The sequence below is a fragment of the Paenibacillus dauci genome, from assembly GCF_000971985.1.
GTDB classification, from domain to species: Bacteria; Bacillota; Bacilli; order Paenibacillales; family Paenibacillaceae; genus Saccharibacillus; species Saccharibacillus dauci.
The window spans coordinates 517,163-536,266 of the sequence record NZ_LAQQ01000005.1; the positions used below are offsets into that span (position 1 = coordinate 517,163).

Annotated in this window: 24 protein-coding genes; 3 read left to right on the forward strand and 21 right to left on the reverse strand. The window is 44.8% G+C overall.

Features of this window, described 5'->3' with window-relative positions:
• Positions 1-198: 198 nt before the first annotated feature.
• A complete protein-coding gene (locus WH46_RS20035) occupies positions 199-627 on the forward strand; it encodes an organic hydroperoxide resistance protein (RefSeq protein ID WP_017813661.1) in 429 nt (142 codons plus the stop codon).
• Between the two features lie 403 nt (positions 628-1,030).
• Positions 1,031-1,654, forward strand: a complete 624-nt coding sequence (locus tag WH46_RS20040) for a hypothetical protein (protein WP_046228049.1) — start codon at positions 1,031-1,033, stop codon at positions 1,652-1,654.
• A gap of 166 nt (positions 1,655-1,820) precedes the next feature.
• On the opposite strand, the gene WH46_RS24300 is transcribed toward WH46_RS20040, so the two are convergent.
• From WH46_RS24300 to WH46_RS20050, 3 genes are all read right to left on the reverse strand, one after another.
• Positions 1,821-1,976, reverse strand: coding sequence for a hypothetical protein (locus WH46_RS24300; protein WP_017813659.1), 156 nt, complete (start codon positions 1,974-1,976; stop codon positions 1,821-1,823).
• Positions 1,977-2,054: 78 nt separating this feature from the next.
• Positions 2,055-2,210 (reverse strand): hypothetical protein, encoded by a 156-nt coding sequence (locus tag WH46_RS24305; protein ID WP_017813658.1) that lies wholly within the window; start codon positions 2,208-2,210, stop codon positions 2,055-2,057.
• Between the two features lie 97 nt (positions 2,211-2,307).
• Complete coding sequence (locus WH46_RS20050; protein ID WP_046228050.1) at positions 2,308-2,985, reverse strand: sulfite oxidase-like oxidoreductase; 678 nt, start codon at positions 2,983-2,985, stop codon at positions 2,308-2,310.
• A gap of 70 nt (positions 2,986-3,055) precedes the next feature.
• Between WH46_RS20050 and WH46_RS20055 the strand changes: the two genes are divergently transcribed.
• On the forward strand, positions 3,056-3,424 hold the full coding sequence (locus tag WH46_RS20055; protein WP_046228051.1) for a hypothetical protein: 369 nt from the start codon (positions 3,056-3,058) through the stop codon (positions 3,422-3,424).
• A 97-nt stretch (positions 3,425-3,521) separates the two neighbouring features.
• Here WH46_RS20055 and WH46_RS20060 read toward each other — a convergent pair whose 3' ends face one another.
• The 18 genes from WH46_RS20060 to ftsY form a co-directional block, all read right to left on the reverse strand.
• Positions 3,522-5,456 (reverse strand): YifB family Mg chelatase-like AAA ATPase, encoded by a 1,935-nt coding sequence (locus WH46_RS20060; RefSeq protein WP_046228052.1) that lies wholly within the window; start codon positions 5,454-5,456, stop codon positions 3,522-3,524.
• 191 nt (positions 5,457-5,647) lie between these two features.
• Positions 5,648-6,088 carry a YraN family protein gene (locus WH46_RS20065; protein WP_017813654.1) on the reverse strand — a complete coding sequence of 147 codons (441 nt, stop codon included), beginning with the start codon at positions 6,086-6,088 and terminating at the stop codon, positions 5,648-5,650.
• A 5-nt stretch (positions 6,089-6,093) separates the two neighbouring features.
• Positions 6,094-6,396 carry an EscU/YscU/HrcU family type III secretion system export apparatus switch protein gene (locus WH46_RS20070; RefSeq protein WP_017813653.1) on the reverse strand — a complete coding sequence of 101 codons (303 nt, stop codon included), beginning with the start codon at positions 6,394-6,396 and terminating at the stop codon, positions 6,094-6,096.
• Entirely contained in the window at positions 6,393-8,480 is a 2,088-nt protein-coding gene (locus tag WH46_RS20075; RefSeq protein ID WP_046228053.1) for a hypothetical protein, read from the reverse strand. The genes WH46_RS20070 and WH46_RS20075 overlap by 4 nt, the downstream gene beginning before the upstream one ends.
• 272 nt (positions 8,481-8,752) lie before the next feature.
• A complete protein-coding gene (locus tag WH46_RS20080; protein WP_046228054.1) occupies positions 8,753-9,373 on the reverse strand; it encodes a ribonuclease HII in 621 nt (206 codons plus the stop codon).
• A 19-nt stretch (positions 9,374-9,392) separates the two neighbouring features.
• Positions 9,393-10,253, reverse strand: coding sequence for a ribosome biogenesis GTPase YlqF (gene ylqF / locus WH46_RS20085; RefSeq protein WP_046228055.1), 861 nt, complete (start codon positions 10,251-10,253; stop codon positions 9,393-9,395).
• Between the two features lie 24 nt (positions 10,254-10,277).
• Positions 10,278-10,967: a signal peptidase I gene (lepB, locus tag WH46_RS20090; protein ID WP_017813649.1), complete on the reverse strand. Its 690-nt coding sequence runs from the start codon at positions 10,965-10,967 to the stop codon at positions 10,278-10,280.
• A 465-nt stretch (positions 10,968-11,432) separates the two neighbouring features.
• The gene (gene rplS / locus WH46_RS20095) at positions 11,433-11,777 is read right to left on the reverse strand and encodes a 50S ribosomal protein L19 (protein WP_017813648.1); all 345 of its coding nucleotides are present in this window, start codon (positions 11,775-11,777) and stop codon (positions 11,433-11,435) included.
• Positions 11,778-11,944: 167 nt separating this feature from the next.
• Positions 11,945-12,322, reverse strand: a complete 378-nt coding sequence (locus WH46_RS20100; RefSeq protein ID WP_017813647.1) for a hypothetical protein — start codon at positions 12,320-12,322, stop codon at positions 11,945-11,947.
• A gap of 99 nt (positions 12,323-12,421) precedes the next feature.
• On the reverse strand, positions 12,422-12,850 hold the full coding sequence (locus WH46_RS20105; protein WP_046228135.1) for a hypothetical protein: 429 nt from the start codon (positions 12,848-12,850) through the stop codon (positions 12,422-12,424).
• Positions 12,851-12,895: 45 nt separating this feature from the next.
• On the reverse strand, positions 12,896-13,714 hold the full coding sequence (trmD, locus tag WH46_RS20110; protein ID WP_046228136.1) for a tRNA (guanosine(37)-N1)-methyltransferase TrmD: 819 nt from the start codon (positions 13,712-13,714) through the stop codon (positions 12,896-12,898).
• A complete protein-coding gene (gene rimM, locus WH46_RS20115) occupies positions 13,714-14,235 on the reverse strand; it encodes a ribosome maturation factor RimM (RefSeq protein WP_046228056.1) in 522 nt (173 codons plus the stop codon). Before rimM ends, trmD begins: the two co-directional genes overlap by 1 nt.
• A gap of 153 nt (positions 14,236-14,388) precedes the next feature.
• On the reverse strand, positions 14,389-14,619 hold the full coding sequence (locus WH46_RS20120; RefSeq protein WP_017813643.1) for a KH domain-containing protein: 231 nt from the start codon (positions 14,617-14,619) through the stop codon (positions 14,389-14,391).
• 48 nt (positions 14,620-14,667) lie between these two features.
• Positions 14,668-14,940 carry a 30S ribosomal protein S16 gene (gene rpsP, locus WH46_RS20125; RefSeq protein WP_017813642.1) on the reverse strand — a complete coding sequence of 91 codons (273 nt, stop codon included), beginning with the start codon at positions 14,938-14,940 and terminating at the stop codon, positions 14,668-14,670.
• A gap of 102 nt (positions 14,941-15,042) precedes the next feature.
• Complete coding sequence (ffh, locus tag WH46_RS20130) at positions 15,043-16,437, reverse strand: signal recognition particle protein (protein ID WP_017813641.1); 1,395 nt, start codon at positions 16,435-16,437, stop codon at positions 15,043-15,045.
• 161 nt (positions 16,438-16,598) lie between these two features.
• Positions 16,599-16,961: a YlxM family DNA-binding protein gene (gene ylxM / locus WH46_RS20135; protein ID WP_017813640.1), complete on the reverse strand. Its 363-nt coding sequence runs from the start codon at positions 16,959-16,961 to the stop codon at positions 16,599-16,601.
• A 227-nt stretch (positions 16,962-17,188) separates the two neighbouring features.
• Complete coding sequence (trhA, locus tag WH46_RS20140) at positions 17,189-17,836, reverse strand: PAQR family membrane homeostasis protein TrhA (protein WP_046228057.1); 648 nt, start codon at positions 17,834-17,836, stop codon at positions 17,189-17,191.
• Positions 17,837-18,051: 215 nt separating this feature from the next.
• Positions 18,052-19,062 (reverse strand): signal recognition particle-docking protein FtsY, encoded by a 1,011-nt coding sequence (ftsY, locus tag WH46_RS20145; RefSeq protein ID WP_017813638.1) that lies wholly within the window; start codon positions 19,060-19,062, stop codon positions 18,052-18,054.
• Positions 19,063-19,104: the final 42 nt, after the last annotated feature.

Here is a 19,104-nt window from a genome sequence, read left to right on the forward strand (position 1 = left end):
TGCATGTGTTCCGGATTTTTATATACTAATAACCCGTCAGACGCACTATGAATACTGGATTTTATTTAATGCTTAAACACTATTCTATCACAAATTTAATTGCCTGACATTATTATTACGAAAAACATTTTACTTTTTATATTAATTGTGGTAAATTTAATTTTGTAAAATAAAATAACGAAAAAGGTGGTAATTGATATGTTAAATATCCAACAAAAAATGTATGAGACTTCTGTAACAGCAATCGGTGGAAGACAAGGTTATGTTGAGTCCTCCAGTCCTGAACTGCGTCTTGACATTGCCACTCCAAAAGAAATGGGCGGCGCTGGTGGTGCCGGTACTAATCCCGAGCAGCTGTTTGCAGCCGGATATTCTGCTTGCTTTGATAGCGCACTGAATATGGTAGCCCGTATGCAAAAAGTAAAACATGAAGGAACCCAGGTTACTGGTACAGTAAGCTTTGGTAAAGCAGAAGATGGCGGATTCGCACTGGCAGTACGTCTGGATGTTCTGGTCAAAGGTATCGACCGCGATACAGCTTCCAAACTGGCTGAAGAAGCACACAATGTATGCCCTTATTCCCGTGCAACACGCGGTAATATTGCTGTGGAAATTAACGTTCTGTAATAGATTTTTCCTTTTTGGAGCTTTCTTTTCCCCTAAGGAAAGACTTCTAATTTGAATGGCTTATATAAATATAATGATGTAAGAAGCAGCTTCCCCGGCTGCTTCTTTTTTTTGAGATTATCTAAAGTGAAATCAAATTAATCCATATAAATGATATTTCTTTAGATTAATTTCCGATGTTTATGATACCGAATACATTACTGTTGCATCCGCATTTTGCGCTATTAAAAAGAACTGTACCAAAAGTGATCTCCATGTAAGCTACGTGTCAAAAGTTGTCTCTCGGTGTATGTATGGTTATAATGATAATTGCTTTGCACCTTTCATTATTTGTGATTATCTTATTTGCACTTGCAGAGAATGAATAATCCTAACACATCATCACTACAACAGGAGGTCAATTATGAAACTGAAAGTCACTACACTCTTACTCGCAATTACTGTCGTTGCAGCGACCGGCTGTTCCAAAGCAAATGAATCTGCACCAGCACCTACTACGGGATCGACTACTACGACCGAACAAGGTACTACAGACACCACTGCTACCGATAACAAAGCAACTGACGAGCAGGGAACAGCTGCTACGGATACAAAGGACAACGCAACAATGGATAACAAAACGACAGAATCTGATAGTTCTACTGATTCTGCCAGTAAAACGCCTGCTGCTGACATGACTACAAAAGAAGTAGCTGCTGCTATCAAAAAACAGGGTATTGATCTGGTAGCCGAACCAGATGCCGCTGGTAAATGGGTATTAAATGATGTAAAACCTGATCGTTATGTAACCACCAAAGATCCGAAAAAAACCGAACCTGTATCGATCTATGTTTTCAAATCCGAAGCTGATCTGCAAAAAGGCCTGGACGATCTGAAAACACAGCAAAATGGTATTCCTTTCAAAAAGACCGAGTATACCAATGGAAACGTACTGGTAATCTACTGGTTTAACCCGGACCTGAATGATGGTAATGTGGACAAAGGAACTCTGGATGACAAGCTATCCAAAGCTGTTAAAAGCTTGTAACAAAATTAGGACAACTGTATATGTATACATCAAAAAGACTGGCGCACAATCGCGTCAGTCTTTTTGTTGTATACATGCAAAATGCGTACTGCCTGTCCTATATACTTTATGTTGGAATATGCCTCTTTATGCTTTTCCTCTTTAGTAATGTGCTGATCTACCGAGTTCACGATTTTCGACTGCCCGTAAAAGGATTGATCTCATAGGTCAAATCACGCCCGGTCTCTTTTTCCTCTGCATGAATGCGTCTACCGATCGCCATAATATACAGAGCATTTGCAGCTTTGGCCAAGCCAGACAGGATATGCACAACAATTTCCACGTTGCTCTCCTCCTCATACTGTAGTTCTGAAAACCTTGCTGCATTTTATTAACCCGACGACCATGCAAAAATCAATTGTCAATCTCGTCCGCCGGTAAAAGGATTGATTTCATGGGTAAGGTCACGCCCTGCTTTTTGCTCTTCATGATGAATCCGTTTGCCAATCGCAATTTTATTCCATATGAGAGGAGCACAGACTGCTATCATAAAAACAATAAGCCAAAATAATTCCATATCACTCATTCCTTTCTCGATAATCATAAGAATTATAATAAAAGGATATATGACCGTATACGGAACAAACAAAGATCAGTTTCATAAAAATGGAAATTCAGTCTGCTTCGCAATACTTCCATTCGTCTTCCGGCATCTCATATTCATCCGAAGAAAAACGTTCCTCTTTGAAAGGATCAGCTATATTATGGAATCCGTGATTCTCCCAGAATCCTCTCCGATCCTCTTTCATAAATTCAATCCCGCGAATCCATTTTGCACTTTTCCAGAAATAAAATTGCGGCACAATCAGACGCAGTGGCCATCCATGCTTGGCAGTAAGAGGTTTGCCATCATAATTCCAGGCAAGCAATACATCATCTTTCATAAGTTCTTCCAGCGCTACATTGGTCTCGTAATCCGGATCAGCATGAATCATGACATACTGTGCTTCCGGCTTGATCTTCAACTGTTGAACCAGATCAGAGAATCGCACCCCTTCCCATGGCGTATCAAATTTGGACCAGCGCGTTACACAGTGAATATCGCTTACGGTACGGGTAATTGGCATCGCCTGAAGCTGTTCAAATGAAAAAGTATGTTCCTCTTCCACCTCTCCGAAAATTCGCAGATTCCATTGACTCAGATCATATTCAGGCACCTTGCCTTCATGCAGAATCGGAAAACTGTCGGTAAGTGTCTGACCTGGTGGCAGACGGCGCTGCAGCTCCTCATCCAGTAAGGGTTTATTGGGAATACGTGCATTTTTCAGACGTTCTGCTTTATTAGACTGCATTGAATTACCTCCTTCTTTCTAGTATGTTTTATATTAAACATTCGACAACCAAATAGAAAGGGTTTTGATAATGCTCTTTATTAACAAAAAGTTAGTGAATACTCCGGCTGAACCATATTGGCAGCCTGATATGGTTATTTGTTATGCCAAATCGCAAAGTCTCGCCTCTGTAACCAATCAGGCGGTATTGCTACTTAATACCAACAAACTTGTTATTATTTTTCTTACTCTATTTACATCCAAAACAGCCGCTGTATTTGAATTCGCCACAGCAGATGTACTCAATCAGAAGTATAACCCGAGCCTCGGACTTTCTTCGACATGGTCATTTGATGCTGGAGGACAGCACTGGCGCTTTCTAATCAATAAAGTTATTTTACCATTGGGTTCGATGCAGGCAGATTTCCTGGAATTTTTGCAGCAAAATATTGTAGAGTAGTAGCAGTATCTCCTTCAGAATTACTGGATAACGGATATGCAGTGAATTCCGCCAACTGCATTCATCCAGCTTTATTTAATATACTCTATCAAAGATACTAGACTTTTCGATCCAATTGCCGATATTGTATCGCTTCTGCAATATGTACCGCTTCAATTTGTTCTTTTTCTTCCAAATCTGCAATCGTGCGGGCAAGCTTGAGCACCCGGTCTCTTGCACGCATACTCATTCCCAGCTGTTCAAAAGCAGCTTCCAGCAACAAATTTGCATCAGCAGCCAGATGAGTATGTTCTCGCAGCCAGCGTCCGGATAACTGACTGTTCCACTGAATCCCGAGGCCAGCATATCGTTTCAGCTGGCGTTCATGAGTCCGATGTACAATGGCTCTCATACTGGCCGAATCATAACCATCTGGCTGAAAACCTTCAGACTGCTGCCAGTCGCGCTCGCTAGGACGCGGCACTTCGATCTGCAGATCAATCCGGTCCAGCAGTGGCCCGGATATTTTGGCACGGTAGCGGGCAATCTGAGCATCGCTACATGTACATTGGTGTACGGGGTGCTGACTTCCCAGATAACCGCATGGACATGGATTCATAGAACCTGCAAGCAGAAAATTCGCCGGAAAAGTAAATACCGCTCTGGCACGGCTAATCTGCACTTCATGATCTTCCAGTGGCTGCCGCAGCACTTCAAGTACGGCTCTCGGGAACTCAGGCAGTTCATCAAGGAACAATATCCCCTGATGAGCCAGACTTACTTCACCCGGTTTGGGGATACTGCTTCCACCTATCAGACCGGGAACAGTAATACTGTGATGAGGAGAACGAAAAGGACGGGTAGTCACCAAACCTGTGGTACTGTCCTTGAACCTGCCAGCGACACTTAATATTTTGGTAACTTCCAGAGCTTCCTCTTCGGTTAATGCAGGCAAAATGGTAGGCAGACGCTTGATTAACATCGTTTTACCTGTCCCGGGAGGACCAAGCAGCAGAATATTATGCATTCCCGAAGCCGCAATCATAAGCGCACGTTTGACATGCTGCTGGCCGAATACATCAGCATAATCTTCATGAGTAAGCGCTGTAGACTGACGAAGCTGTTCCATATGAGAACGACTCAGCAATAGAGGTTCCAGATCGACCAGTTTACGTGGATCGGATTTCTTGATCGGTATCGGTAATTCTGCAGAATACTTCTCTGTAGAGTGCTTTTTTGATTCTTTTCGCGGTAAGGTTAATTCTGAATTCTGCATTATGGAAGAATCTATGGAAGCAGATTCTGTAGTATCTTCAATTGTCTCTGCTCTCCCGGCAGTTACAGAAATATCAGCATGTCCAGTTTTTGTATCTTCTGATTTCATATCCATCATGGATGGAGAATTGGAAGATATTTCATAATCCATTACAGTATTCTGGCTTGAAACCTGTTGTGTTACTTTTCTGACCTGTATCGGTGGTTGTCCAGGGACACCCATTTTAAATGTCTCCACTCCTGTCCGCATATCAGGCTTGTCTGAATGCTGATGGTGCAGCTCACTAAAGAGCTCATTCATATGTTTGATCCCGTATACACGTATACCCTCTACAAGTGATGCTTCCAAGGCATTATCTGCAGGCAGAATGACGGAGGTCAATCCATGCTGCCGTGCAGCGTCTACCATAGACAGAACACCAGGTACAGGACGAAGTGCACCATCCAGGGCAAGCTCACCGATAAGCAGCATTTTATCCTGTCCCGGAAAAATAATCTGATCACTCGTAGCAAGTATTCCCATCGCAATCGCCAGATCAAAAGCCGAACCTTCCTTTCTCAGGTCAGCTGGTGCCAGATTGATAGTGACCCGCTGAGACGGAAAAGTGAATCCACAATTCTTGATCGCTGACCTTACCCGTTCGACCGACTCTCTGATTGCAGAATCCGGCAAGCCAATAATCGATACCATCGGCAAACCATTGGAAAGGTCTGTCTCTACTTCTACCATCACGCCATGAATACCCTGAAGACAGGCACTGAATAATTTGCCATACATAACAAAAAACACCCTTTCTGTATACGTTTCTCTGTCAATTTGCAGAAATGTATTACAAATGGGTGCTTCCTCATTTTGTACTTGATTTTATGATTGATTACCTCTATATGATACCACTTGATACTCTATCTTCATTCTATTGTGAGCGGATATTGTAGGTTACCCCAACAAACCTAATTTATACCGATTCTTCAAAAAGCCTGGATAATGTGTTCCAGCTCGGTTACCTGGTAAGCCGAATTCATCTGGATACTAATAACATCATAACGAAATCGTTGGTGGTACTGATGTGTACAGTGTGCATATACTTCAGCAGTTTCGCGTATTTGCCGCTGCTTGCGCCAATCCACCGACTCCGCCGCAGTGCCATGTGTTACTCCGCTGCGGCTACGTACTTCCACAATTATAATCATACCATCTATGGCAGCAATAATATCCAGTTCTCCACTGCGACAGCGCCAGTTTCTGGTAAGGATCTCGTAACCTTGCTGATCCAGATAATAAGCAGCTGTATCTTCTGCAATTCTGCCTTTGAACTTCCTGTCATCCTGTGGTTCATCCATAGATTTGTTATGGGCAATATGTGGCATCATAGATTTTGTATCGTTAACCGGTAAATCCGATTTATTCATTGCAATCACCAGATATCGAGACCGGACATTAAATTCTTGTCGGCCCGGTAAATAAAAGTCAGTATTTCGGCAACCAGATCGTACAGTTCTCCCGGAATTTGCTGATCGAGATCAAGCTTGGATAATACTTCAACCAGTGCAGCATCTTCCTGAATCGCTACGCCGGCTTCCTGAGCTTTTTCCAGAATAGTCTCGGCTACTCGTCCCCGTCCTTTGGCAACGACAATAGGAGCTTCGCCTTGAGATGGATCATATTTCAGGGCAACAGCACGCTTGCCTACAAACGAATTGTCTTTGGGATTATTCATATTTTCATATCCACCCCTTTGTATTCAGGCGGCGCATACTGATCCAGCAGACCCGAACCTGGAGCTGTCATACCATTAGCTTCTCCAGCCGATCGTACAGGCAGACCTGCAAACTGTAGAGATAACAGTTGATATCCCAGTGAGCCAATAGCATCGGCTACTTCCTGCTTCTTACTTTCTATTAATGGGGCAAGTTGCTCCAGATCATTATGCACTTTAAGCGTAACAATTTTGTCGACAACATGTACATCCAGTAAGGTGGGACCCAGCATTTTCATATCCAGATCAAACCAAAGACGACAATTTGAGGCATCAAGCTCTCCTTTGGCTCCTCTGCGCGATTGAATCTGTACGGAAGCCGTCTCCTGCCCATCAGGTCCATTGAAAGGTACAAACATAGTCACCTGGGCAAAAGGAGCCGTACGATCCGTATTAAGCAGCAACTGCTGACCGGTGAGCTGCTGAACCAACTGCTGGGCAGCATCCTTGAGTACTGGTGGCACATCATCCGCTGCTGCCAGCTGCAGCAATAGACCTTTGAGTGTATCCTGCGCCTTGGCAAGTGTATCTTCAGCAGACTGGATAGCAGGCTGTGCAATTTGCGAAGCATCCGGCTGTGTAATATCGCTCGCTAACAACGTACGATCTTGTACATGCATAGTATGGGAATGCTGGGCAGATGTTGGAGCTGCTGGTACAGACGGACTATTCACAGTTGGCGATTGGGGTGCTGTCGGAGCATCCGGCAACTCCGGAATAGTTGGAGCTGTTGGGATCGGCGATTGAACATTGGCAGATGTAGTACCGGTTGGCAAAGGAGCTGCTGCATTCCCCATAGTACCTGGAATAGGTGAGCCCGTATTTACTGGCAAGGGTGAACGTCCCAGCTGCGCAGCATTCGCAGGCATATTGGAAGAGAGTGATGCTCCTCCCTGGGATTCTGTAGAAGCTGCTGTAGCTCCGGCAGTTAATGTGAGTGCTGCCCGTACAGTTTGTTGTTCATATTCTGCTCCAAGCAATTTCAGAATCTGACCTACCCATGGAGCAGTCTGGAGTTTGGGCTGTGTCGAAGTCGCTTGGGTTGGCATAGTACCGGTATGGGTGCCGGGCACTTCTGGCTCTGCTTTATTCTGAGTAACAGCAGATGTCTGAGGAACTATCTCTGCTTTTCCCTCTGATAGTGCTGTCTGTGTACTTGCAGCCGCATTCTGTAAAGGCATATCTTGCTCTACAGTCTGAGGTACCAGACTATTGATCTGCTGCAATACATTTTGAAGTTTATTCAGTAGCACAGCCGTTGGATTACCTGCATTTGAAGCCTGGGCTGCTGTCTGAGTACCCAATCCCGTTGGTGCACTGTTTGTACCTGCATTATTGGATGCAGTCGACTGGGAAACAGACGAAGGCGCTGCTCCGCTTGGAGTCGAAGCTGGATTAGCTGCTGGTCCATTGCCTGTTAAAGCCTGTGGAAGAGTTCCACCTTTGAGCTGACTTTCGGCAGATTGAAGCAGCTGCTCCATATTGCCCAGCATTTCATGCAGAGGCGGACCAAAAAGAGCCTGATGCAGACCTGCGATGCTTTGACCGGTAACCGGCAGTCCTTTTTGTACGGCTACAGCGGCAGCCTGTACCCACTCGCCTACCGGCACAGAAGCAGGTTTTTGAGCGAGTGATGTCTGTATATTTTTTACGTTATCAGCGGTTAAAGGAATACCTGAAGTGCGCATCTGGTTAATCATCGCCCGATTATCCTTGGTATCCGGAAGGCTGAATGATTCCAGCAATTCACCCATGGATGCGGCAGGTAATGGTGCAGTCTGCGTTCCTGCTACAGGCTTGAGAACAGGCATCCCATCTTTACCTGGAGGCTGAACCTGCAACATAGTCGTTTCTCCCTGCTGCAGCGGTGTCTCCAGTTTGGCACGTACTTTGACACCTTGAATCTGAATCACGGCTTCCTGTCCGTCATCCGATACACTGCTAACTACTCCACGGACCACCTGACCTTCCTTTAATTCCATTTGCTTGGCTTCCCCGGGCTTAACATCACCCATCATTCCACGGAATAGTGATCCGATATTCATTATCTGGCCTCCTGTCAATATTTTTAATATAACATTGAAGATCATCCGCTGGTGTTATGTATATACGCTCCGGACCGCTCTTCTGTATTATATTTATCGGCTTAATTCGGTATTCTGATAAGTCATTATCCTATATAAAGATATATACAAAAAGAACCCGATCTCTATAAAAGATTCGGGTTCTTCCCTAGCCGTGTCTGCAATAATATATGCAACATCGTAACCGATTCACAGCAGTAAATCAACTGTTTCCTGATGTGAAGTTCAAATCATTAAAAAAGAGTTGGCTGTTCCAACAGTAAGTTACCCAAAAAACTGCGACGATGCAGCGGCGTAACCCCGAGTTCAAGAATACGTTCCCGATGCAGCTTGGTCGCATATCCTTTGTGGCCTGCAATTCCATAACCCGGATACTGCTCTTCCCATTCCCCGGCACACAAGCGATCGCGTGTCACCTTTGCAATGATGGAAGCTGCTGCAATACTGTGGCTATTCGCATCCCCTTTGATAATACTCTGCTGGGGAATCGGCATATCTACCGTTTCTGCATCCACCAGAATATAATCGGGACTCAATGCGAGCTGCTCCAATGCCATTTTCATAGCGAGTCTTGCTGCCTGCCTGATATTAATCTCATCAATAATAGCTGCACTGACATGACCTACCCCTACAGCAAGCGCCTGCTCCATAATCTGTGTATAGAGCTGCTCTCTCTTCTTGTCGGTAAGCTTTTTGGAATCATTTACGCCCTCGATGATCAGTTCCTTGGGCATAATAACAGCTGCAGCTACCACATCACCAAACAGACATCCCCGGCCTACTTCATCGACACCGGCAATATGTTCATAGCCCGCTGACCAGCATTCGTGCTCATAGTTTAACAGTTCAGACATGGCTTTGTCCTCCATTCATTTATGGAGTCTCCATGGAGATACGGCCCAATTTTCCGGCACGGAATTCCCGCAAGATGACTTTGGATGCTTTCTCCAGATCAACACGTCCGCCACTCATCAAACAGCCACGCTTACGGCCAATTTCTTCCATAATTTCCACGATATCATTCGGATTATCCAGATCCTGTGGCGGCTCTGACAGTTCAAAGCGTTCTGCGATATTTTTCCAGTAATATTCGCAAATATACTTCATGCCGTAATAAGCTACATCCTCCACATTAAGGATCTCTTCACGGATTGCCCCTGTTACTGCGAGACGATAACCAACTGTCTGATCTTCGAACTTGGGCCACAAAATCCCTGGTGTATCGAGAAGTTCCATCTCCGTACCGATTTTGATCCACTGCTGACCTTTGGTTACACCTGGACGATCACCGGTAGCAGCAATACTTTTACCAGCAAGCCGGTTGATCAGCGTTGATTTCCCTACGTTTGGAATACCAACGATCAAGCCGCGCATAGGACGCTGATTCATCCCTTTGGCGGCACGTTTATCACGTTTTTCTTTGAGTAGCATCTTGGAACGTTCAGGAATTTCCTTGATTCCATATCCACTGGCTGCATCAAGAGGCAATACCTCGTGACCCTGCTTTTTAAAATACTCTACCCATAACGAGGTTATTGCCGGATCGGCCAAATCTGCCTTATTCAAAATAATCATTCTCGGCTTGCCCTGCAAAATCTCGTCAATCATCGGGTTGCGGCTGGATAGCGGCAGACGCGCATCCACCAGCTCAATAACCATATCGATCAGCTTAAGCTTGTCCTCGATCTGGCGTCTTGCTCTTGTCATATGTCCGGGAAACCATTGAATGGTCACAGGTTTTCCCCCTAACTTCGTAAATTAATTTTGTGCAGTTGGTGCATCTTGATCGATCCATTCCGCGTTACTCAGCGGCCAGAAGATCACGTCAGCACGTCCAATAATGTCTCCCAGCGGTACATAACCGATCATGCGGCTGTCCTGACTGTTAGAGCGGTTGTCACCCATTACGAATACATAACCAGCCGGCACTTTGCCGTCAGGTAGCTGTTCGGTCGGGAAGTTATTGATGTTATAATCGCTTCCCTGGGCATGTGCATTATCGATGGCAGCCTGAATATAGGGCTCGCTCATCACTTTTCCGTTCACTGTCAATGTATCTCCTTCAACCTTGACAGTATCACCGCCAACAGCGATTACCCGTTTGATAAAGTCACGGTGCTGGGACGGAACTTTGAGTACGACAACTTCACCCGGCTTTGGATCGCGAATGTCATACAGAATCTTATTGACAATAACCCGTTCGCCGGTATGGAAATTAGGCTGCATCGAAGGCCCATCCACAATAAAAGGCTCAAACAGGAACCAGCGGATCACGATCACCAGCAGCAGGGCTACAACGATCGCCTTGATCCATTCTTTGGCTTCGCTCTTCTTTTTGGGAGGAACGGCCGCTGTCTCGGAAGTACTGCCTCCAATTGTTGGTTCCTGAACGTCAGCAGACGATGCTGCTTCCGCTTGATTGTTGTTTTGTTTTGAGTCTTGCTCCATAGATATGCCTTCTTTCCTGGTTGAATTGGCGCTTTGTATATGTACCATCCGGTAACATACAGGGAAATTCCCGGATGTTGTTACCAAGTACCTATACGATATCCTCTATCTATTTTACACACAATTTTGCAAAAACCAAATTTTGAAATAAGCTATTTGTCAAGCATTACTCCTGTTTTTGCATGTTAGCCAGGCAGCCTTTGAAAATGATACAAAAAATCCCGTCTGCCGTCTTTTTGCAATTTGCACAACAAACACAGTACAACTACCAATGCAATAACGAATATCCTAATGCGCAAGCAATATCGTTGGAACATGGAAGAGGTCTGCATTTCTGCAAAATCGCTTGTTCAAGACGGTCTGGCGGAATGGTAACTTCCTTATAATCAAGCTGTAAATATACTGTAAAAACAAAGAAAAGGGCTTGTATGACCAAGCCCTTCTCTACCGTATTCTCTGTAAGGATTAACGGCGCAATTCTTTAATTCTCGCTGCTTTACCGCGCAGTTCACGAAGATAGTACAGCTTCGCACGACGCACTTTACCACGGCGAGCCACTTCGAGTTTATCAATTTTAGGAGAGTTTACTGGGAAAGTTCTTTCCACACCTACACCGTAAGAGATTTTACGAACTGTAAAAGTCTCACTGATGCCTCCACCTTGACGTTTAATTACTACACCTTCGAACAACTGAACGCGTTCGCGGGTTCCCTCAATTACCTTAACGTGTACTTTCAAAGTATCACCAGCACGGAAATTAGGAATATCCTTGCGCAGTTGATCTTGAGTAATCGCCTGAATGATATTCATCTATGACTCCCTCCTTCCACACAGATGTTCTTGCGACTCAGGAAGACCTTTTGTCTTCTCATCATTGTCTGCAGAGGACCACCAGATTCACACAACATTCGAATCATACCATATTTTCATGACTGCTGACAATACTTTTTTAAAGGATCGTCAGCTTTATTTTACACTCAGCCAAAACGTTCCTGCAGCAGCATCTTTTTCAGCTCATCCAGACGCTGAATCTCGTCACTGTAACGATTATAACCGATCCGATCATGCTCCTGTACATTCAGGCGGGCACTCTTTTTGTTATCCACCATTCGCTCCAGCAGCTTGATAACGGTATTACGACCTGCGTAATCGGCAATAAAATACTTTTTGCGTTCATCGGCGTTAATGTAAAGCAAATATTTGAACTCGGGTAGTAATTGACCGATAATTTTGTCAGCATCCTGATCACTGAAATCCAGACGCAGTACAGACGCATACCCTTGACTGCGTAGATCACTGCCTAGCTGCTGTACCCATCCAGTTGGATTACCGGTTACCTCATTCGAACTCGACATTTTCCAGACTCCTATCCTTATAACCTTGCCAGTGGGATTACCGCATTAACTTCGGCAATAGCTGCTACCGGAAGACAATATATTATAAAAGCATTTTGTTTATTGTAAAGAATAAATATCGATGTAGTATGTCTGGGCTTGAACCGACACAAGTAGATCATGTCCCACAAAGACATATCCCAGTTTCTTATTCTCCTTATTTACTTCCAGATAGACAGCAGGAGGATCATCGGCAATATCCTTATGGGCAGCGAGCCCAGATTTTTTGTCGGTACAATACATGGAGTCAAAACTCAAAAATTTAAACTCCGCTATACGATAACCCGAATCATTATATTGCTTATCAGGGATTTGTAACTCATCCTGCAGATTATATGCAGAAAGCCATTTAGCAATATCCGACTTTCTTATGTCTTCTCCCAAAAAGACCATAAACGATATTTTCAATCCATGTTCATCGTAACAAAAAAGCGGATCACTACAGCTTTCCATTTCCCATGAAAAATCGACCTTTTGAAGTATGTTCATGACTGCACCAGCCTTGCTACCAATCATAGGATTAAATGCAATTCGTTATTCTGCTGTTTTGGACTGACTTTCTTGCAATGCAAGCCAGCGGCGCTCTGCCTGTGTCAACTCTGCTTGTTCCAATAGATCGGGACGGCGCTCCAGGGTACGCAGCAGAGACTGTTCACGCCGCCATTTCTCTACATTGGCATGATGACCCGATAACAAAACATCAGGCACCTTCATCCCGCGAAATTCGGCCGGGCGCGTGTAATGGGGATATTCGAGCAGCCCCGTACTGAACGAATCGGTTACGGCACTGTTCTCGTTGCCCAGTACGCCCGGTAGCAGACGCACTACACTGTCTACAACAGTCATAGCCGGTATTTCGCCACCTGTCAGTACATAATCACCAATAGAGAGTTCATCGGTAACGAGATGCTCCCGTATGCGCTCATCGTAGCCTTCATAATGTCCACAAATAAAGATCAGATGCTGCTCACGTGACAATTCTTCTGCTTTTTGCTGGTTGAATGTCTCCCCCTGTGGACACATCAGGATAATTCGTGGTTGTACAGACGAAGAGACCTGGCTATCAATGGCCACGGGTACCTCTGTCTGATGCTCCAGAGACTCTTCGGAATATAGCTGCGAGGAGGACAGCAGATCTTCTACCGCCGCAAAGATTGGATCGGGCTTCAATACCATGCCGCCTCCGCCACCATAGGGGGTGTCGTCAACTGTGCCATGCTTGCTCGTGGAATATTTGCGAAAATTAACTGCATTCAGCTCCACTATGCCTTTGTCTGCCGCTTTACCAAGGATACTGGAACCGAATACCCCGGTGAACATTTCAGGGAATAAAGTCAGTACGTCGATCTTCATCATTCCAGCAAACCTTCCATCACATGAATAGTGATCTTCTTGTCTTCTACATTAATATCCAGCACGACATCATGAATATAAGGAATCAAAATATCTTTGCCTTTCGCCGGCTTCACTACCCATACATCATTCGCCCCAGGAGTCAGAATTTCGATAATTACGCCCAGTGACTGCCCTTCGTCAGTGATAACTTCACATCCGATAATCTCATGGAAATAGTACTCGTCTTCTTCCAGATCTACCGTATCGTTTTTGGATACTTTGAGTACCCAGCCTTTATATTTTTCCACTTCATTAATATTTCCAAATCCTTTGAAGCGGATGACATACATATTTTTTTGCAGACGGGAGGTTTGTACTTCGACCTGCTGACTGGCACCTGTTTCTTCATTGATCATTTGCAGTTTGTTACCCACTGCAAAACGTACTTCTGGGAAATCCGTATTCGGATATATTTTGAGTTCTCCGCGAATTCCGTGTGTGTTTACAATTTTGCCTACCATTAACCATTGTTCTGACATTTCGTTCTCCTTTGCGCTTACCAAGATATTGTTGTTATTATAACCTGCCTGATGCAGATAGAACTACAGCTTATTCGTGTCTCTATGTCTTCATTATTGCAAAAAATGTACGAAAAAAGGCTAGGATTCCTCCTAACCCTTTTTCGTATATTTTTAAGACATTATATCAACGGTAACCCGTTTATGTGTCTTAACTGCTGCAGAGGTAACAACGGTGCGAAGGGCCTTGGCGATACGTCCCTGCTTGCCGATAACTTTACCGGCATCGTCCGGATGGACGCTAAGTTCATATACGATCAAGTTATCCTTCTCCACCACGTTTACCGACACATCTTCCGGATGATCTACCAGAGCCTTAGCAATAACCATTACTAATTGTTCCATCGTTGACCCTCCATGTGCCCTGCTGGTTAAACCAGCCGCTGTCAGCTATTATTTTTGGTGTTTAAGCTCGTGAAATTTTTTCATCACGCCCGCTTTGCTAAGCAAGTTGCGAACAGTGTCAGAAGCTTGCGCTCCGTTTTGAAGCCATTTCAAAGCTTTTTCTTCATCAATTTTAGTTACAGATGGCTCTGCAACTGGGTTGTAAGTACCGATTTCTTCGATAAAACGTCCATCACGAGGAGAACGGGAATCGGAAACAACGATACGGTAGAAAGGCGCTTTGTGAGCACCGATACGTTTCAGACGAATGCGTACTGCCAAGAGAATTCACCTCCTTCAAATAATTCACACTTCTATTCAACAGCCAGGCTGCTAAAATCAATAATATACTGTTTCTTTATGATGAATACAGTTCCATCCGTTTTAACGGAATGGGAACTTCATGCCTCCGCCACCCTTGCTCAGCTTTTGCATTTGTTTCATCATTTTGTTCTTGCCGCCTTTGGCGCTTTTCGGGTCCATCATATCCGAGAACTGCTTCATCATGCGACGCATCTCATCAAATTGCTTGATCAGACGATTTACTTCGGCTACGGATGTTCCGCTACCTGCTGCAATCCGCTTGCGCCGGCTGTGATTAATTACTTCCGGATGCTGTTTCTCCTGCACCGTCATCGAATGAACAATCGCTTCGATCCGGCCTACCTGTTTGTCATCGACCTGCAGGTTCTGTGTTTGTTTCATTTTGCCCATGCCAGGCAGCATATCCATAATCTGATCCAGCGGACCGAGTTTTTTGACCTGATCCATCTGCTCCAAGAAATCTTCGAACGTGAACTCGGCATTGCGCATTTTGCGCTCCATTTCTTTCGCCTTGTCCTCGTCGATATTCAGCTGGGCTTTCTCGATCAGGGAGAGCATGTCGCCCATACCGAGGATACGGGATGCCATACGTTCCGGATGGAACACTTCCAATGCATCCAGCTTTTCACCCAGTGTAGCAAATTTGATCGGACATCCGGTTACTGCTTTGACAGACAATGCAGCACCACCGCGAGTGTCGCCATCCAGCTTGGTTAGTACTACACCTGTTAGCTGGAGCTGATTATTGAAGTTCTCAGCCACGTTGACAGCATCCTGACCAGTCATTGCATCAACAACCAGCAGTACTTCATCGGGATTGGTTAATTCATGAATCTGGCGAAGCTCGTCCATCAGCGTCTCATCAATATGAAGACGACCTGCGGTATCAATAATTACATAATCATTGTTGTTGGTCTTCGCTTCCTGCATCGCTTGACGTGCAATCTCTACAGGACTTGTCTGATCACCCATCGAGAAGACGGGAACATTGATCTGTTCACCAAGAACCTGCAACTGCTTGATCGCAGCCGGGCGATAAATATCACCGGCTACCAGGAGTGGACGATGATTTTGCTTTTGCAGCATCCGTGCCAGCTTCCCGGAAGTGGTTGTTTTACCAGCACCCTGGAGACCCACCATCATAATTACGGTTGGTGGCTTGGTTGCCTTGGCCAGCTTGGACTGCGTACCACCCATCAGTTCAGTCAGTTCTCTGTTTACGATATCGATGATGACCATGCCCGGCGTGAAGCTTTCCATAACTTCTTTGCCGACTGCTTTTTCTTTGACTTTGGAAATGAATTCCTTAACGACTTTGAAGTTAACGTCTGCCTCCAGAAGAGCCAGTCGTACTTCACGCATTGCTTCAGCTACATCTTCATCGGATACTTTACCTTTACCACGAAGTTTGCTGAATACATTTTGCAGCCGTGTCGTCAATCCTTCAAATGCCATGTGTCCTCACCTCGCTTTCATTTCATTCTTCGATAAGCTGTATCGACAGCAGAATCCATGTCGTCTGCTGTATTTTGTTACATTCGTACATTTATATAGTATACCGCATCCGGTTATGTAGTACTAATCCGGTCCTGCGAATGTATCGTTGCTAATCCGGTTTACAGTCGGTCGATGCTTTCCAGATGATCCATGATCTCAAGCGCTTCTGCTTGATGATGCTCATCCAGTCCACTCTGATGAAGCGCAGTTTTGAGCTTCTCCAGTTCTTTAGCCCGCTGATAATGCTTGTCCATTAGTCCAAGCTTTTGTTCGTACATTTCCAGAACCTGTTCCGCACGCTTAATGTGCTCGTATACGGCCTGACGGCTAATATTGAACTCGGCTGCAATCTCACCAAGAGAATAGTCATCATGGAAATAATATTTGAGAAACATTTGCTGTTTTTCGGTCAGCAGCAGTTCATAAAAATCAAAAAGTAAATTAATCCGGTTCGTTTTTTCGAGCCGATTCTCCTGACTCATCCGGGACACTCCCTCCGTCAAGGAAAAACACTTTACAGCACATCAACGTTTTATATCATATCGAAAATGAAATGAGATGTCAAGCATTTTACCTTAACATTTATTCATAAAAAAATCCCGCTGAAATGAGCGGGATTTTGGATCATATCATTCATTGTATTTTGGGTGCTGTAAGCAGAGTAAGAAGGGTTAAAAAAATCCAATTCCTACTTTCATAAATACTACTTTTAACGAAGCGGCAGCAGGTAGAACAATACTGCAAAGAAATGAAGAATGCTGCCTGCCAGTACAAATAGATGCCATACAGCATGATGAAAAGGAAATCCGCGCCATACATAAAATACGGTGCCCAGCGTGTACATAAGTCCTCCAGTAATAAGCAGTGCCATGCCTCCCGACGCAAGTGATGCCGTAAGTGGTCCCCAGGCGATGACAATGAGCCACCCCATTAATAGATAAAAAATAGTCGACATGAACAGGAATCGTTTGACAAAGTAAGCTTTGAACGCACAGCCGAACAGGGCTATTGCCCATACTACTCCGAAAATGCTCCATCCGAGTGTCCCTTTGACAGCGAGCAGCATAAATGGAGTATATGTTCCCGCTATAAACAGATAAATGGCTGAATGGTCGAAGATTTCGAATAAATCTTTGGCTTTTCCGTCTTTGAAACCGTGCACGAGTGTTGAACTGATATACAGCAGCAGCATGGTAATTCCATAGATCGTGAAGCTCACGATATGCCATGGCGTTCCTTTCAGGCTGGCAAATGTAATCAGTATGGCGAGCGCAGCGATGCTGAGAACCGCACCGATTCCATGAGTGACCGCATTGGCCACTTCTTCCCTGCGTGTGTAAGTGTACGTATCCGCCATAATTCACTTCCTCTCTTCGTTTCCGTATCCAATCCTCTTTATCTGTCTCTATGGGAATTCTGTGTTGTCTGTTTTCCAGCCATATCCTAATCCAAGCCAGAGCTACTCTATAATGTTGATCCGAATTGTAGATACTCTCTTCATTGTAAACCTATTTGCCCTGACATTCCACCCGGGCGCCTTACCAAGACGGCATATCCTTAATACCTGCAGTGTTATTGTTGGTCTGCTTCAGCCTGCTCGGCCTCTTCTTCCGCCTGAATCAAGCCAGCGAACAGAGCATGAACGAACTGCTCACTGTCAAACGGCTGCAGATCGTCAATTTTCTCGCCAAGACCGATAAATTTAACCGGCAGATTCAGTTCCTGACGGATCGCAACGACAATACCGCCTTTGGCTGTACCATCCAGCTTGGTCAGTACCAGTCCTGTCACTCCACTCTTCTCGCCGAACAGTTTTGCCTGACTCAGGGCATTCTGACCTGTTGTTGCATCCAGTACCATCAGTACTTCATGAGGAGCATCAGGAATCTCGCGCTGAATTACACGGAAAATTTTGTTCAATTCTTCCATCAGATTGGTTTTGTTCTGCAGACGTCCAGCTGTATCACACAGCAGTACGTCTACTCCGCGCTGCTTGGCTGCACGAACTGCATCATACATAACCGCTGCCGGATCTGAACCGGACTGCTGTTTGATTACTTCAACACCTGCACGCTGTCCCCATACTTCCAGCTGCTCAATAGCACCCGCACGGAATGTATCACCGGCAGCAAGCATGACTTTTTTGCCTTCCTGCTTAAAGCGATGTGCCATTTTGCCGATTGTAGTTGTTTTACCTACACCATTTACGCCGACAAACAGGATGACTGTAATATCATCGGTGCTCATATTAAGTCCCGGATTCTCATCTCCACGCAGCAGCTCAGTCAATTTCTCGGACAATACCGGTTGCAGGTCAGCTGCATCTTCGATTCGTCTTTTCTTGACTTCAGCGCGCAAATCATCAATAAGTGTCATAACTGTATTGACACCAACATCCGCACCAATCAGAATCTCTTCCAGCTCTTCGTAGAACTCTTCATCGATTTTTTTGCGACGGATGACCAGATCAGATACTTTCTCGACGAACCCTTTACGTGTTTTTTCCAGACCGTCACGGAATTGCTTGGTGACTGTTTCTGTTTTTTGGGAAATACTCTCTTTTAGTTTCTTAAAAAAGCTCATAGAATGCCTCCATTGGTATATGCTTTGTTCAAATTATGATTG